General features: G+C 33.8%; 16 protein-coding genes and 1 tRNA gene. 8 read left to right on the forward strand and 9 right to left on the reverse strand.

Features of this window, described 5'->3' with window-relative positions:
• Nucleotides 1-43: 43 nt before the first annotated feature.
• From SSOP1_RS01185 to purB, 3 genes are all read right to left on the reverse strand, one after another.
• Complete coding sequence (locus SSOP1_RS01185; RefSeq protein ID WP_009990494.1) at nucleotides 44-994, reverse strand: thiamine-phosphate kinase; 951 nt, start codon at nucleotides 992-994, stop codon at nucleotides 44-46.
• A 57-nt stretch (nucleotides 995-1,051) separates the two neighbouring features.
• A tRNA-Thr gene (locus SSOP1_RS01190) sits at nucleotides 1,052-1,139 on the reverse strand.
• 55 nt (nucleotides 1,140-1,194) lie between these two features.
• Nucleotides 1,195-2,568 carry an adenylosuccinate lyase gene (gene purB / locus SSOP1_RS01195; protein WP_014511514.1) on the reverse strand — a complete coding sequence of 458 codons (1,374 nt, stop codon included), beginning with the start codon at nucleotides 2,566-2,568 and terminating at the stop codon, nucleotides 1,195-1,197.
• Nucleotides 2,569-2,623: 55 nt separating this feature from the next.
• Here purB and SSOP1_RS01200 point away from each other — a divergent pair, with 55 nt between their 5' ends.
• The 5 genes from SSOP1_RS01200 to SSOP1_RS01220 all read left to right on the forward strand — a co-directional run bounded on the left by SSOP1_RS01200 (nucleotide 2,624) and on the right by SSOP1_RS01220 (nucleotide 8,239).
• A complete protein-coding gene (locus SSOP1_RS01200) occupies nucleotides 2,624-3,637 on the forward strand; it encodes a formate--phosphoribosylaminoimidazolecarboxamide ligase (protein WP_014511515.1) in 1,014 nt (337 codons plus the stop codon).
• Entirely contained in the window at nucleotides 3,638-4,687 is a 1,050-nt protein-coding gene (locus SSOP1_RS01205; RefSeq protein ID WP_009990498.1) for a formate--phosphoribosylaminoimidazolecarboxamide ligase family protein, read from the forward strand. It begins immediately after the preceding gene.
• A 124-nt stretch (nucleotides 4,688-4,811) separates the two neighbouring features.
• On the forward strand, nucleotides 4,812-5,819 hold the full coding sequence (locus SSOP1_RS01210; RefSeq protein ID WP_009990500.1) for an adenylosuccinate synthetase: 1,008 nt from the start codon (nucleotides 4,812-4,814) through the stop codon (nucleotides 5,817-5,819).
• The gene (locus tag SSOP1_RS01215) at nucleotides 5,820-7,229 is read left to right on the forward strand and encodes an NAD(P)/FAD-dependent oxidoreductase (protein WP_009990501.1); all 1,410 of its coding nucleotides are present in this window, start codon (nucleotides 5,820-5,822) and stop codon (nucleotides 7,227-7,229) included. It begins immediately after the preceding gene.
• Nucleotides 7,230-7,255: 26 nt separating this feature from the next.
• The gene (locus SSOP1_RS01220) at nucleotides 7,256-8,239 is read left to right on the forward strand and encodes an Lrp/AsnC family transcriptional regulator (RefSeq protein WP_009990502.1); all 984 of its coding nucleotides are present in this window, start codon (nucleotides 7,256-7,258) and stop codon (nucleotides 8,237-8,239) included.
• Here the strand turns inward: SSOP1_RS01220 and SSOP1_RS01225 are convergent.
• Genes SSOP1_RS01225 through SSOP1_RS01250 form a run of 6 tightly spaced genes read right to left on the reverse strand, consistent with a single transcriptional unit; the run spans nucleotide 8,216 to nucleotide 13,424 of the window.
• Nucleotides 8,216-9,025: a prephenate dehydratase gene (locus SSOP1_RS01225; RefSeq protein WP_009990505.1), complete on the reverse strand. Its 810-nt coding sequence runs from the start codon at nucleotides 9,023-9,025 to the stop codon at nucleotides 8,216-8,218. The two genes, SSOP1_RS01220 and SSOP1_RS01225, sit on opposite strands and share 24 nt — an antisense overlap.
• 28 nt (nucleotides 9,026-9,053) lie before the next feature.
• Nucleotides 9,054-10,271: a threonine ammonia-lyase gene (gene ilvA / locus SSOP1_RS01230; RefSeq protein ID WP_009990508.1), complete on the reverse strand. Its 1,218-nt coding sequence runs from the start codon at nucleotides 10,269-10,271 to the stop codon at nucleotides 9,054-9,056.
• 23 nt (nucleotides 10,272-10,294) lie between these two features.
• Complete coding sequence (locus SSOP1_RS01235; RefSeq protein ID WP_009990510.1) at nucleotides 10,295-10,810, reverse strand: HIT family protein; 516 nt, start codon at nucleotides 10,808-10,810, stop codon at nucleotides 10,295-10,297.
• A 39-nt stretch (nucleotides 10,811-10,849) separates the two neighbouring features.
• Entirely contained in the window at nucleotides 10,850-11,824 is a 975-nt protein-coding gene (gene radA, locus SSOP1_RS01240; protein ID WP_009990512.1) for a DNA repair and recombination protein RadA, read from the reverse strand.
• 56 nt (nucleotides 11,825-11,880) lie between these two features.
• Nucleotides 11,881-12,426: a hypothetical protein gene (locus tag SSOP1_RS01245; protein ID WP_009990513.1), complete on the reverse strand. Its 546-nt coding sequence runs from the start codon at nucleotides 12,424-12,426 to the stop codon at nucleotides 11,881-11,883.
• A complete protein-coding gene (locus tag SSOP1_RS01250) occupies nucleotides 12,405-13,424 on the reverse strand; it encodes an RsmB/NOP family class I SAM-dependent RNA methyltransferase (RefSeq protein ID WP_009990515.1) in 1,020 nt (339 codons plus the stop codon). The genes SSOP1_RS01245 and SSOP1_RS01250 overlap by 22 nt, the downstream gene beginning before the upstream one ends.
• Nucleotides 13,425-13,433: 9 nt before the next feature.
• Here SSOP1_RS01250 and cyaB point away from each other — a divergent pair, with 9 nt between their 5' ends.
• Genes cyaB through SSOP1_RS01265 form a run of 3 tightly spaced genes read left to right on the forward strand, consistent with a single transcriptional unit; the run spans nucleotide 13,434 to nucleotide 15,266 of the window.
• On the forward strand, nucleotides 13,434-13,994 hold the full coding sequence (cyaB, locus tag SSOP1_RS01255) for a class IV adenylate cyclase (protein ID WP_009990516.1): 561 nt from the start codon (nucleotides 13,434-13,436) through the stop codon (nucleotides 13,992-13,994).
• Nucleotides 13,957-14,793 carry an SAM hydrolase/SAM-dependent halogenase family protein gene (locus tag SSOP1_RS01260; RefSeq protein ID WP_009990518.1) on the forward strand — a complete coding sequence of 279 codons (837 nt, stop codon included), beginning with the start codon at nucleotides 13,957-13,959 and terminating at the stop codon, nucleotides 14,791-14,793. The genes cyaB and SSOP1_RS01260 overlap by 38 nt, the downstream gene beginning before the upstream one ends.
• Nucleotides 14,748-15,266, forward strand: a complete 519-nt coding sequence (locus SSOP1_RS01265) for a nicotinamide-nucleotide adenylyltransferase (RefSeq protein ID WP_014511516.1) — start codon at nucleotides 14,748-14,750, stop codon at nucleotides 15,264-15,266. Before SSOP1_RS01260 ends, SSOP1_RS01265 begins: the two co-directional genes overlap by 46 nt.
• Nucleotides 15,267-15,269 lie beyond the last annotated feature (3 nt).

The raw sequence follows: 15,269 nt of genomic DNA on the forward strand, positions 1-15,269 counted from the left end.
TCTTTATATATAAAGATATTCTCTTTGACTTACATACATTCAGTTAATACCAACCGATGAAATTATCCCATCCAGTATTTTTAATCACGGTATTTTTATATGTTATTAATCTATTTTCATGAATAACTTGTCCGATAATTAATGGATTAAACGCTAGATATTGAAGTTCAGCTAGCATTTCCTTCACTGGGGAATTTTTGTCTATAATAAGTAAAGGCAAAAACTCTTCTCCAGCGTATTTTAAAATATCGAGTTCAGTTAAATTTAAGCGAAGCTTTAACGAGTTGAAGACATTTTTATCTATTGGAATTTCGGTAATATTTATCCCTAAGTTGAAATTATCAACTATTTTATATAAAGATACCATAAGACCGTCACTAATATCAGTAGAATATTTAATGAACTTGCAGTATTTTTTCATAAAAAATAGTAATGACTTTTTAACGATAGGATGTTTTACTTTAAGTAACGATTCTGGCAAGATTTGTATATTAAAATTGTTTATATAAGAAATAAAAACATTAGTGGTATAACCAATATAGTCACCAATTACTAAAAGATCACCATCATCAATAACTTTATCACTAATATCACATAAAACTTCTCCTTCTACAAAAACATCAACCCAGCCATTAGAATCGGAATCATTTAAATCTCCTCCTACATACCTTCCTCCATAATAATGAATAGCATCAGATATACCGCCAATAAGTTCCTCTGCTTTATTCACATCGAAATCAGGAGGTAAGCCCAATGAAATTAAATAGAATTCAGGTTTAACTCCCTTCGCTATAATGTCACTGGTAGAGGCTGAAATTGCCTTCCATCCAATATCGTAGAGTGACATAAATGGAAAAGCGTACGACAGCTTAAATCCATCCACCTTATATCCTCTTTTTTCATTGATGAATACATCATCTAATAATTTAATGTCCATATAATTCTTAATATATCTCTTAATAAACTCGTGCTCGCCTATGTTTTTTAGTTTCACAAAATACAAGTTACTTATCAAAGTCTTAATTTATTTCCCATAAATAATTAGATTCCAAGCCGCCGGCGGGATTCGAACCCGCGACCGCCGGCTATCTCACTTTGGGTACGAGGCCGGCGCTCTAACCAGGCTGAGCTACGGCGGCATCATTTTACTATATATTCAATGGATTATTTAAAGCTTAAAATGCGAACCTTATATCATCTATCTTGAGCTTCTCGTATTTCTGAACCTTTGATTACGCCTTTTGCATAGCTAATAGCTCTCTCTATTAATTTATCATAGGAACCCAAGTAGTTTTTAGGATTAAGTACGTTCTCAAGTTCTTGCTTAGAGAAATAACTTAAAATTAAACTATCCTCTAGGCAAACCTCTAATAACGTTTTTCCAGTTTGTCTTACTTTTGACGTCAGTTTGTTAACGTATTGATGAGCTTCATGCCTTTTCATGCCCTTTAAGGTTAAGTTTATCATCAGACTTTCTGCCATTATTTGTCCTTTAGTTAAGTTCAAATTCTTTTCAATATTCTCGAAGTTAACCCTTAAATTCCTCAAAAGACTTATCATACTATCTAATATTTCGTCAATAACTAGAAATTCATGTGATATTATTATCCTCTCTGACGAACTGTTAGTCAGATCTCTTTCGTGCCATAATGGAATATTTTCTAGTGACGCTACGACAAGAGAGCGTAAAACTTTTGCTAAACCCCCAATCTTTTCTGACGTGACTGGATTTTCCTTCTGAGGCATAGTACTACTTCCTACACGACCTTCTACGCCTTCACTTATTTCATTTATTTCCGGTCTCATTAGTTCCCTAACTTCTAATGCGAATCGATCACATTGAGATGCCAAAATTGCAAGATCAGAAGTTAATTCTGCAAATGCGTCTCGTGGAGCAACTTGAGTTGAAATCTCATGAGGTCTTAATCCTAAAAATTTCATAACATTCTCTTCTATTTCTAACCCTATATTGCCCCAAGCTGCCATCGTGCCAACTGCACCTGCCATTTTACCTTTTACTATTCTTTTCTCAACCTCATTTAACCTCTCTAGTGATCTAGAAAATTCATAGATATAATTTGCAATTTTAAAGCCTAATGTTATAGGCAATGCATGCTGCCCATGAGTTCTTCCTACCATTGCTAAATCTTTATACTTAATTGCTAAACTAACCATCATTTCCAATATTTCTACTACTTTTGTCTTTACTAATCTTATTGCGTCTCTAAATACTAACGCATAAGCTGTATCTACAATATCATAACTTGTTGCCCCAAAATGAACGTATCTTCCAGAATCTCCACTTCTTTCTGCCATTAAGACTACCATAGCCATTACATCATGACCAATTTTTGATTCAAGTTCATCTACTTCCTCTGGTCTTATTGTTAATGAAGCTTTCTCAACTTTTTGAACGTCTTCCTCTTTTACTAAACCATATTTGGTTAATGCTTTTAATAACGCTATTTCTACTTGAATTCTCCTTTTCAAGATTTCTTCTCTACTGAAAAACTTTCTCATCTCATTACTACCGTATCTCCATTCTAAAGGACATATACTATCCTCCATGGCTAATTGTAAAGTATGTTCAACATTTATTAACTTATACTGTAATCTCACAACAATGATAATCGCAACAATCGGTAGTCATTCTGCATTACAGATCTTACATGGAGCCAAGAAGGAAGGTTTTCAAACTATGGTAATAACTGATAATAAAAGAGAAAATTTCTACAAAAATTTTAGTTTTATTGATAACATTTATGCATATGCTAGCCTAGATGAAGCAGTATCTATAATTAATGGTATTAAGGATTATGGTATATTAATCCCACATGGAAGTTTAGTAGAATACCTAGGCAAGGAAAGAGTAGATAAAATTGAGACAAAAATTTTTGGAAACAAGAAAATATTCGAGTGGGAAGCAGATCAGAAAAAGAAAATGGAACTACTTAGAAAGTCAAACATAAAGATTCCAGAGATATTTGAAAGACCAGAAGATGTGGATAGATTAGTAATCGTAAAGCTTAACGGAGCTAAAGGGGGTAAGGGATACTTCCTAGCTAGGAATAAAAGTGAAGTAAAAGAAGGAATTCAAAAGCTCATTGAGAGTAAAATGATAAGAGACGAAAATGAAGTAATAATCCAAGAGTATGTCGTAGGAGTTCCGATGTATTTTCAATTTTTCTATAGTGACATTATAAATAGAACAGAAATCTTCGGAATAGATATAAGATACGAAACTAACATAGATGGACTTAGAAGGCTTCCTTTTGAGTATATGAAAGAACTTAAGATAAACCCTACGTTTGTAGTTGTTGGCAATATTCCAGCTGTAGCTAGAGAGAGCTTACTACCAGTTGCTTTAGAGTACGCTAATAACTTCGTTAGAACTACTAAGGAATTAGTACCTCCAGGGATGATAGGACCATTTTGTTTAGAGTCAATAATAACTGATAATTCAGATATAGTTGTTTTCGAGTTCTCTGGAAGAATAGTTGCTGGAACTAACTTATACGTAAATGGGAGTCCATATAGTTGGCTTTACTGGGATGAGCCCATGAGTATAGGAAGAAGGATCGCAAGAGAAATCAGAGTCGCAAACGAAAAAGATAAGTTAAGCCTCGTGGTGAGCTAAATGAATGTTAAGATAGCTGCATTAGCTAGTCATTCTGCACTTGACGTCTTCGATGGAGCTAAAGATGAAGGTTTTCAAACAATAGGGCTGTGTAAAAAGGGAAGAGAAAGACCTTATTTGGAATTTAAAGCAATCATGGATAAATGCATAATTTTGGAAGATTTCAAAGAAATAATCTCAGATAAGGTACAAAGTATACTACTCAGCGAAAATGCCATAATTGTTCCTAATAGGAGCTTAGCGGTTTATGTAGGTTATGATGGAATAGAAAAAATGAAAACGAAAGTCTTCGGCAATAGATATATGTTACGATGGGAAGAAAGGATAGGTGAGAAAAATTATTATAAAATACTAAATGAGGCGAAGATCTCTATACCCAAATTATTCAAACCAGAAGAGATTGATAGACCAGTAATAGTTAAACTACCTGAGGCCAAAAGGAAAGTTGAGAGAGGATTCTTTTTCGCTGTAAACAAGGAAGATTTCGAAGCTAAACTCAACGAATTATTGAGAAATAACGTAATAGATAATGAAGGTTTAAAAAATATGGTAATAGAGGAATTTGTGTTTGGAGCTCACTTTAATCTTAACTACTTCTACAGCCCAATATTTAATAGATTAGAATTAATAAGCGTGGATAGAAGAATTCAAAGTGACTGGGATAGCTTATATAGATTGCCTGCTGACATTCAAATAAAATTAGGTAGGATACCAAAACTAATAGAGGTTGGCCATGAGCCAGTAACAATAAGAGAAAGCTTGTTGGAAAAAGTCTTTGAGATAGGATATAGGTTTGTAGACGCCACACAAAAACTTGAGCCCCCTGGGATAATAGGACCCTTTACTCTACAAGTTATGGTGACCCCAGATTTGGATCTTGTCGTATACGATGTTGCCCCAAGAATTGGAGGTGGTACAAATGTATATATGGGAACTGGGAGTCAATACTCTAAATTTTACTTCGGAAAGCCAATAAGTTTAGGAAGAAGAATAGCATTAGAGATAAAGCATGCTATAATAAATAATCTTACCGAAAAAATACTAACTTAATATGTCATTATGATTTTTACGTTAATTAAGAAGATGTTATCGAAGTATCTAGGTTTCTATAATGACAGATAAGGCATAGATATACTTAAATAAGATAAAGTAGAGGTATACAAAACGGTGTTTAATGCTAGAATTAATTATTGGAGGATTTTTTGGTGATGAAGGAAAGGGAAAAGTAGCGGCATATTTGGGTATTAAAGATAGACCAAAATTAAGCGTGAGGACGGGATCTATTAATGCCGGGCATACCGTTACATATTCAGGGAGGATATGGAAGCTAAGGATCATCCCATCTGCATTTATAAATAAATCTACCGAATTAGCTCTAGGTCCTGGGGCGCTCACATCGTTAGACGCCCTATTTAAAGAGATGAGGGAAACAGAAACTTATGATAGATTATATATTGATTCTCATGTTGGAATTATAACCGAAGATGAGATAAGAGATGAGAAAAACGACCCTTATCTTATGAATGTAATTGGAAGCACTGGCCAAGGCGTCGGTTATGCAGAGAGCAAAAGAATATTAAGAAAATTAAAGTTAGCAAAAGATTATAAAGAACTTGAAAAGTTTATCATAGATGTTCCTAATAAAATATTGGATTACTTAGATAATGGTCATAATATTCTTATAGAAGGAACGCAAGGACACTATTTAAGTCTGTACCATGGCGAATATCCATACGTAACTAGTAGAAACACTACTGCATCAGGGGTATTAAGCGAGGCTGGAATAGGACCAAAATATGTGGATCACATAATAATTACCTTCAAGAGTTACGTTACCAGAGTAGGAAAAGGTCCACTGGAAGGTGAGTTAACAGAAGAAGATGCAAAAAAACTCGGTTTAACGGAATATGGTACCGTAACTGGAAGATTAAGAAGAGTAGCGCCATTTAACGTTAAACTTGCTAGGGAAGCAATCAGAATAAATTCAGCTACAATAGTTGCGATAACTAAACTAGACACCTTATTTAAGGACGCATATAGAGTAAGAGAATATGAAAAATTACCTGCTGAGGCTAGGAAGTGGCTAGATGAATTAGAAGAAGAGCTAAAAACGCCTATTGGGCTTATTGGAACTGGAGAGGACGCATATGACATGATAGATCTCAGAGAGGAGGTGGGGTAGATGAGCTCTTATGATGTTGTAATAATTGGAGGAGGGCCTGCAGGGCTATTTGCTGCATATGAACTAGCGGGTTTAGCTAAAGATAACGTCTCTAACTATAAGATACTGTTAGTCGATAAGGGAGCCAGAGCAAGTAAAAGAACTTGCCCACTTCTATCACCAAAAGAGAAATGTACATTTTGTGATCCATGCCATATCATGTATGGTTTTGGAGGAGCGGGAACGTTCAGTAGTGGAATAATAAACCTAAGGCCAGATATTGGAGGAGAATTACATGAAATAACGAGAAGTTGGGATAAGGCACAAGAATTAATAAATTACGTTGACGATATTTTTGTAAAATTTGGAGCGCCGAAGGACAGAGTATTCGAACCAAATATGGAAAAAGTCAGAGAGATACAAAGAAGAGCTGCAAAAGTAGGTGCTGAGTTCGTTCCAATTAGACAAAGGCATATGGGAACTGATAAAACACCACTAATAATAGAGAATATTGTAAACTATGTCGAGAAGAGGGGAATAAAAATTGGTGAGCTAACTGAGGTTATAGACATAGAAAAGAAGGGGAACAAATTCTTTCTCAAAACTTCAAGAGGCGAAATAGAATCTAGAATAGTCCTCGTAGCTCCAGGTAGAGCCGGGGCTAAATGGTTCTATGAACAATCTAAAAAATTAGGAGTAGATACCATACCAGGACCGTTAGATATAGGAGTCAGAGTAGAAACAGAGTCGTTTGTATTTGACGAACTTACAGAAGCTGTGTGGGATCCTAAGGTTATACTATACTCTAAGAGATATGATGATAAAGTAAGAACGTTCTGTGTTAACCCAAGAGGATATATTATGAAAGAGGTTTATGATGATGGAACTATTGGAGTTAATGGAGAAACCTATGTCGATAAAAAGAGTAATAATACTAATTTCGCATTCTTAACAACTATTAAGCTTTCAGATCCACTTGAGGATACTATAGAATACGGTAAAAGTATAGCTAGACTAATGACTAGACTAGGTGGCGGTAAACCAATATTACAGAGACTTATAGATTTTCAAAAAGGAAGAAGGAGCACATGGGAGAGAATAAATAGATCCACTGTAAAACCCACTCTAAGAGATGTGACACCGGGAGACATAAGCATGGGACTTCCTTATAGGGTAGTAGATAATCTAATAGATGGTTTAGAAAGGTTAGATAGCATAGCACCAGGTATATTCTCTTCTAATACGCTGTTATATGCACCAGAAATAAAATATTATAGCGTTAGGGCTGTTGTGGATAATAACATGGAAACTGTGGTTGATAATCTATTTGCAGCCGGTGATGGAACTGGACTTTCTAGGGGGATAAATGTCGCTGCGGCAACTGGAATACTAGCTGCTAGAGGTATCGCTATAAAACTAGGGTTAGATTAATATATCACGTTATCACTTTTTAAATTATGAATTTAGTCGAAATTTCAGATATTGATAAGGAAATATTAATGAAACTAGAGTACGAATTTCCCTTTGATCCTCAACCTTTTAATATTATTAGCGACGGTTTAAAAATATCTGAGGAGGAATTATTAAATAGAGTTAAAAAATTATTGGAAGATGGTATAATCAAAAGAATAGGTATGTATGTTAGTTTTAGAGCAAAAGGAATGGATGGGGCGTTAATTGCAGCACGTATACCTCAAGATAAAATAGAAAAGTTTAGAAAGATTGCACTAGGAATCAGAGAATTAACTCACAATTATGTTAGAGATCATCCAAAGTTTAACATATGGTTTGTTTTAAAGGCAAATGATAGAGATACATTAAACGAGAATGTTAAAGAATTACTTAGTCATGTAGAGAGTAATGATTATGTTATATTATATTCTAAAAAAACATTGAAATTAAGCGTAAAATACGATGTTATAAGAGGTGTATCATGGAGTCCTAATAATACCATAAGGAGTCTTAGTAAAGTTCCTACTGCTGAAGAATTAGGGATAAACAAACAACTACTAACCGAGTTATCTTATCCACTAAAAATCTCACAAAGACCATTTAAAGAAATAGCGGAAAAATACAAAATGAAAGAAGATGAATTGGTCGAATTAATTAAGGAATTATATGATAAAAATGTAATTAAAGATTATGGAGCAACGCTTAATGGAGAGAAAATAGGAATAGTTGAAAACGGCATGGTTCTACTAGATACTAGTAATGTAGAACAAGCTTGTGAAAAACTAGCTTTAAACATTCCAGAAGCTACGCACGTAGTACTTAGAGAATCTAATGATGAAAACTGGAAATATTTATGCTATAGTATGATACATGCGAGCAAGAAAGAGACTATAAGAAACGTAGCAAAAGAGATTTCAAAAGAAACAAATTCAAGAAGTTACATGATACTATTTAGCCTAGAGAATCTAAAACCCGGGATCGTTATTTAGCTTAGAGAAAGATCCTTTTATTTTTAATACAGATGTGGATTTAACTAGCTTTTCAATAAACTCACGATTTGAGATACCGCCTTCATACTCTAAATAAAAATAATATTGCCAAGGTATAGATTTCAGTGGTCTAGAATAGATCATCGAAATATTTATGTTGTACTCATAAAATACTTGAAGAACTTTATAAAGAGCACCAGGTTTATGAGGAACAGTAAATAATATCATGGACTTATTTCCATTAGAGTTCATTTCCTTAGATAGAACTATGAATCTAGTATAGTTATTATGTGAGCTAATAGTAATGAGAACTTTCAAATTATAAAGTTTGGCTGCAAAATTAGAACAAATAGCTGCTGCCTCTGAATCTTGAGACACAATCTTTGCTGCTTTTGAAGTGCTTTCTACAGGTATATATTCATTAAAGCCTAATTCCTTTAACTTTTCTCTAGCTTCGTTAAATGCGTGAGGATGCGAGTATATTCTCTTAATCTGACTCAAATTATCACTTCTTGCTGCTAGAACTAGTTCTATCTTTTTCTCAATCTCGCCTATAACATATATATTATCATAATTGTAGAGATTATCAAGCGTTTCATTTACTGGTCCTTCGAGGCTATTTTCTATGGGAACTATGCCTATTGAACTTTCTCTTTCATAAACTCTCTTAAATACTAAAGATATCGTTGATTCTGCCTTAAGATCTTTTCCTTTAAACAAACTAGCTGCTTCGTGTGTAAAACTTCCCTCTGGACCTAAATAATAAATTCCATCCGCATCTACCACCTAAATCTCTACATAGAAGACTTATAAACTATTCTACAATTTTCACGTCTATTCCCTCGTTTGCCAGATTTGTCAGAAGTAAGGTAATAGCCTCTGAAGACTGAAGCTCGAAAGTTATATATATTTTAGTGTATCCAGGCAATACATCACTACTGTGCCTATCATGAACAATATCTATTATATTACCTCTGATCTTAACTACATAGCTTAATACTTTATTTAACTGTCCTGGCTTATCTGGAACTATTACCCTCACTTTGACTACCCTTTTTTGTCTATATAAAAACTTCTCTGTTAGAGTAGACAATAATGATAAGTCAATATTTCCCCCACTTACTAATGAAATTACTTTTTTGTCTATTCCATTTACTTTAACCTTCCCTGAAATTAGTGACGCTAATGCTGCAGCTCCTGCTCCTTCTGCTAGCGTTTTACTTCTTTCAAGTAGTAAAACTATTGCCTCAGCTATTTCTTCATCATCCACTAATACTATATCATCTACTAACTCATTAATTATACTAAAGGTTAATTCAGAAGGAGACTTAACCAATATGCCATCAGCTATGGAATAACTAGGCTCTATTTCTACAAGCCTCCCAAGATCCTTAGAAACCTTCATTGAAGGAGAAGAAGAAGACTGAACGCCTATTATCTTGACGTTTGGGAATCTATACTTTAAAGCTATACTTATACCAGAAATCAATCCTCCACCCCCTATTGGAATAATTACGTAATCTGGTTCGATATCATACAATTCTAATCCTATGGTACCTTGACCCGTTATCACATCTAAATCACTATAAGGATGAACAAATATTAAACCAGTATTTTGAATCAATTCTTCCGCTTTCTTCATACTCTCATGCAAGTACTTACCATAAAGAACTACTTCTGCCCCATAGGATTTTGTAGCTAAATACTTGGAAGCTGGAGCTGTTTCTGGCATCACTATAGTCGATTTGATATTTAACGTGGAGGCTGCATAAGCAACTCCTTGAGCATGATTACCTGCTGAAACTGCAATAACGCCATTCTTTTTTTCTTCCTCCTTTAAAGATAATAACTTATTAAAGGCACCTCTAACTTTGAATGATCCAGTTTTCTGTAGATTTTCCAACTTAAGATAAACTTTTGCGTTTATAATTCTGGAAAACGTTGTAGAATAATCTATTGGAGTAATATGCACATATTTTTCTATTTTCTCTTTTGCTAGTCTAATTCTATCAAAATATTCTAAGTAATTCATCTGTAAAACCCTGCCTTCATCAATTACTCAGATCTCGAGGGCTTCTTCATAATCTCATTAACTTTTGTATTTAATTTTTTAAACGTATCGCTGAGTGTTTCTGGCATGACCTTAGTGTTAAAAATGACCGGCATAAAATTGGAATCACCATTCCATCTCGGCACGATATGAACGTGAATATGAGATTCTATACCTGCTCCTGCCACTCTACCTATGTTTACGCCTATATTAAAACCGTCTGGAGCATAAATATCTCTTATAGCTCTTATTGCAATAGTAGATAAAGTAAATATGTCTAATGCCTCATCATTACTTAAAAGCTCAACTGAAGGGACGTGTCTGTAAGGAACAACCATCACATGAGCGGTATTATAGGGAAAAGCGTTGAGTATTATAAAAGCGTGTTTTCCTCTATATACTATGTAATTTTGTTCGTCATTTTCTTCTTTTATTACTCTACAAAATAAGCATTCATCTTGTTTTACCTTGCTAGTTTCAGAAATATATTTAGCTCTCCATGGTGCCCATAAAATATCCATAAGTAAAATAGACTATAATAACACATAAAATATTAACTTTTACTCTTCCGCATCCCTTATTCCTTCTTCAGTTAATGCAAACACTACTTCTCCTTCTGGCAAATGTGGAGCATCGACAACTCTAGCTATTCTTCTATTTCCTCTACTCTTCTTAAGTTGAATTCTTATACCCGGTACATGATAAAGAGTATGACCACCAACTGCCACAGTAGGGTCTCCATAAAACATATCTGGCCTAGCCATTACTTGATTAGTTATAATCACTGCAATATCGTAAACCTCTGCAAGTCTAGTTAATTGGTGTAAGTGCTTGTTTAGCTTTTGTTGCCTTACGGCCAGATTTTCTCTTCCAGGATACTCTGCCCTAAAATGAGAAGTTACAGAATCCACAACAATTAATTTAATTGAAGGGTCTTTACTAACTAACTCTTGTAAGTCATCAACAATAGCTATCTGATGATCCGTATTTATCGCTCTTATATAATATATGTTATTCATAACATTATCGATATCCAATCCTAGAGCCTTAGCCATATTTTCAATTCTTTCCCATCTGAAAGTACCTTCTGTATCAATGTAAACTGCCTTACCAGATAAGCCACCTTTCTCTGGTGGTAGTTGTACATTAACACTTAACTGATGACATAGCTGTGTTTTACCAGACCCAAACTCACCGAAGAATTCCGTCATAGTTCTAGTTTCTATACCTCCAGCTAAAAGACCATCTAATGCTTGACTACCAGTAGATATCTTCTTAACGTTCATTCTCTCCTTTTTGACTTCCAGGGCCGTCTTAAATCTTATATCTAATGCGTCTCTCGCTTCTTTAATTATCTTTTGTGCTGTAGATAATGGAATGCCAGCTGCTACACTTAGATCTTGTGGAGATGCAACGGCTAAGGTTTCTAAGGAAGAGTAACCCGCTTCGATTAGCTTATTAATTACAGTCTGACTAATCCCAGGCAAATCGTTAATGGTTTTTATATTCTTTTTCTGTTCAACTTCATTTGACATCTATTATCACCAGTCACTTATACTAGAAAAATACCTCTACTTTCTAATTTTTATATTTATCCTCCGCGCCTTAAATACCATCCTATATCTTTAACTGGTATTACCTCATGCACTCCTCTCTTCTTACTTTTAACCTTTGCATAAGCTATAAAATTATTCATTTTATCTACAATTATCACATCTTTATAATTATATGCATAATTGATATATATAGGTTTTTTATATATAATCTTATAGATTAAATTGTAATTGAATATAACTAGTTTATTCTCACATATCTCGGCTAAATATCTTCCAAAAGCTAAAGTAGGCAAGATCTCAGACATATCGTAAATAATTATTGGTATACCGATAGAGTAGGGATGAAGCCCTTTGCTTAATAGACCACTTAGGAACTCTAGTAGACGATCCTTATCTACATTATTAGTAAGCATAAATAGCTGATTATATTTGCCTTTAAGTTCATAGAACGACTTGTTACATATAAATTCACTCAATTTATTCATACAATTATATCTTGAGAAAATAACCTCAAGTTTAGATCTAACTTCGTCTATCCTAGCCTCACTAAAACTCATCCTTATTCCTTCTTTAAAAGGCATAAGAAAAACCCCTCCGTGCCTTGCTTATGTGGGAAAAATCTTAAACAATTCTTCACATCGTTACTAAATCTAGTAGTATAATACTCTATATATCCGTTAGAGGCAGGATATCCTTCTACACTCATTGCCTTCATACCTAATTCTTCGATAGCGAAATTAACAATTAATTCGTCCTCTTCTGGTGCTACACTACATGTGGAATAAACAATATAACCTCCCTTTTTCAAGAGTTCATATGCGATCTCAATTAGAGATAACTGCAAGTGCGCAAAATCCCTTAAGTCGTCCATTGTGGTTTTATATCGTCTAGTAGGGTCCTTCTGTATTAATCCTTCACCACTACAAGGCGCATCTAATAATATTTTATCAAATTGAGATTTGTTTATATTTATTAAATTTAAGGCATCAGTTTTAATTAGCACCACGTTTTCAGCACCTAGCCTATTAACGTTACTGAGAAGAGCTCTTATCCTACTACGCTTCTTCTCAACTGCTATCACCAAACCTTTATTCTGCATAATTTGAGATAATTGTGTAGTTTTTCCGCCTGGTGCTGCAGCCATATCCAAAACAAAATCATCATATGAAGGATTTAGAACGTATGCAGGTACCATAGAGGCTAGACCTTGGATATGATAATATCCCATTAGATACTCGAGTGTAGAACCTAAAGATGGCTTAGGTGGAGTTCTTTTAACTACATAGCCATGCTGCAACCACTTAACTTTTTCCAAAACAAATCCTTTCTCTAACATTATCTCTTCTAATTTTTTGCAATCAGTTTTCAGTGTATTACATCTAATGCTCTTTTTTAATGGAAAGCTACAAGAATTTAAATATTCTTCTAATTCTTCTTCAGTACTAAACATATTCAAATATCGCTCAATCATATAATCTAAAAATCTGTACTTAGATGCTAACCTTTTAGCCTTATAGCTAGGAGAAATTTGAAACAAATTGTAATGTGCACTTAAATACTTCGCTATGCGATTTTCCATCAGAGAATAATGATCGAAAAAGAGGTTAAAATAGTAGTTGAGTATCCATCATTAGAGGAGTTAAGAGAATCATTAGGAAAGGATATGAAATTATTAGATGTAGAAAAACAAGAAGATGTCTATTTTAATTATGTTTACCGAAATTTCAAAATAACCGATGAAGCAGTTAGAATAAGGATTAACAACAAGGGAATAGAGCTTACATATAAAGGGCCTAAATTGCATTCCTCATTAAAGGCTAGAGAAGAAATATCTATAACTGTAAATGACCTTAATAAAACAATTGAACTTCTGAGGAAAATAGGGTTTTATCCCGTTATAACTATCAAAAAGACTAGAATAAATTACTTAGATAAATCATTTATTGTGTCATTAGATTTAGTCAAGGACTTAGGTCAATTTATAGAAATAGAGGCTATTAATGAAATTAGCGATCAAGAGATCCAGAACTATACTTCCAACTTTATTAGAAAATATAAGATAAAAGGAAAGTTAACGACAAAATCTTATCTGGAGCTATTAATTGATAAATATGAGGCGAGTTCCAAATCAAATAGCAATACTTACTGACTTTGGGCTTAACGATAACTATAACGGGGTAATGGAGGCAGTAATAAAGAAAATAAACCCAGAGGCCAAAATCACATACATAAGTGGAAATAGCAAACCTTTTAATCTAATTGCAGGTGCGTATTTATTATATACCTCTTATAAATATTTTCCTAGGAATACGATATTTCTTGTAGTTATAGATCCAGGAGTAGGTACTAGTAGAAGACCCTTAATAATAAAAACAAAAAACTACGTATTTATAGGACCAGATAATGGTGTATTATATCCAGCCATAACTTCTGAGGAAATAGTAAAAATAATAGAGATAAAAAACGAAAAGTTATATTTAGCTAAAACGATTTCAAATACCTTCCACGGTAGAGATATCTTCTCCGTAGCTGCTGCTTTTATCTCGATTGGAGTAGAAATTGATACATTCGGAAACCAAGTAAGATACGAAGATCTTACAAAATTAAATTTTACCTATAAACCATCAAAAAGTGAAATTTGTGGAAAGGTACTTTACATAGATCATTTCGGAAATGTAGCAACTAGCATACCCAAAGAAGTTTTGTTAAACAACTTCAAATATGACGAAAACATAGAGATAAAAGTAAATAACTCCAAACATAAGTGCAGATTCGTGAAAACCTTCGGTTATGGAATGGAAAACGAGTTGTTGATCTACTTCAACGGTTATTTTCTGGTCGAGATAGGAATTAATAAAGGGAGTGCAAAAGATAAATTAAACGTTAGAGAAGGTGATGAGATCTGTCTAGAGGGTTATATCCAGGAAGATTTCAGCCATTCCATCTAGGTCATTTAAATGTAATTAAGTGGAGCTTAGAGAGAGTAGACGAGTTAATAATTTTAGTAGGTAGTTCGCAAGAAAGCCACACTGTAACCAATCCCTTTACCGCAGGAGAAAGAGTAGAAATGATAAGAAATTCCCTTAAGGATGTTGGAATGGATTTATCTAGAATATATATAATACCAATGCCAGATATTTTAATGAATAATATTTGGGCACACTACGTGAGTACTTATACCCCTAAATTTGAAGTTGTATTCGCCAGAAATCCATTAGTAGTTAGAATATTCAAGGAAGCAGGATATAAAGTAGAGATTCCTCCAGCTTTTAATAGAGAAAAATATAACTCAACTTATATTAGACGTCTTATAATCTTGAATGACAATTGGAGTGAGCTAGTACCAAAACCAGTATATAAATATATCTTAGAAATTAAAGGGGATCAAAGATTAAGAGAGATAGTAGGTACAGATAAGTAAATT

This window comes from Saccharolobus solfataricus, from assembly GCF_900079115.1.
GTDB classification, from domain to species: domain Archaea; phylum Thermoproteota; class Thermoprotei_A; order Sulfolobales; family Sulfolobaceae; genus Saccharolobus; species Saccharolobus solfataricus.

What these genes read in the sequence shown, in the direction of transcription:
- purB (WP_014511514.1), bottom strand. Translation starts at nt 2,568, where the DNA reads ATGGAGGATAGTATATGTCCTTTAGAATGGAGATACGGTAGTAATGAG.
- SSOP1_RS01200 (WP_014511515.1), top strand. Translation starts at nt 2,624, where the DNA reads ATGATAATCGCAACAATCGGTAGTCATTCTGCATTACAGATCTTACAT.
- SSOP1_RS01205 (WP_009990498.1), top strand. Translation starts at nt 3,638, where the DNA reads ATGAATGTTAAGATAGCTGCATTAGCTAGTCATTCTGCACTTGACGTC.
- SSOP1_RS01210 (WP_009990500.1), top strand. Translation starts at nt 4,812, where the DNA reads ATGCTAGAATTAATTATTGGAGGATTTTTTGGTGATGAAGGAAAGGGA.
- SSOP1_RS01215 (WP_009990501.1), top strand. Translation starts at nt 5,820, where the DNA reads ATGAGCTCTTATGATGTTGTAATAATTGGAGGAGGGCCTGCAGGGCTA.
- SSOP1_RS01220 (WP_009990502.1), top strand. Translation starts at nt 7,256, where the DNA reads ATGAATTTAGTCGAAATTTCAGATATTGATAAGGAAATATTAATGAAA.
- ilvA (WP_009990508.1), bottom strand. Translation starts at nt 10,271, where the DNA reads ATGAATTACTTAGAATATTTTGATAGAATTAGACTAGCAAAAGAGAAA.
- SSOP1_RS01235 (WP_009990510.1), bottom strand. Translation starts at nt 10,810, where the DNA reads ATGGATATTTTATGGGCACCATGGAGAGCTAAATATATTTCTGAAACT.
- radA (WP_009990512.1), bottom strand. Translation starts at nt 11,824, where the DNA reads ATGTCAAATGAAGTTGAACAGAAAAAGAATATAAAAACCATTAACGAT.
- SSOP1_RS01245 (WP_009990513.1), bottom strand. Translation starts at nt 12,426, where the DNA reads ATGCCTTTTAAAGAAGGAATAAGGATGAGTTTTAGTGAGGCTAGGATA.
- SSOP1_RS01250 (WP_009990515.1), bottom strand. Translation starts at nt 13,424, where the DNA reads ATGGAAAATCGCATAGCGAAGTATTTAAGTGCACATTACAATTTGTTT.
- cyaB (WP_009990516.1), top strand. Translation starts at nt 13,434, where the DNA reads ATGATCGAAAAAGAGGTTAAAATAGTAGTTGAGTATCCATCATTAGAG.
- SSOP1_RS01260 (WP_009990518.1), top strand. Translation starts at nt 13,957, where the DNA reads ATGAGGCGAGTTCCAAATCAAATAGCAATACTTACTGACTTTGGGCTT.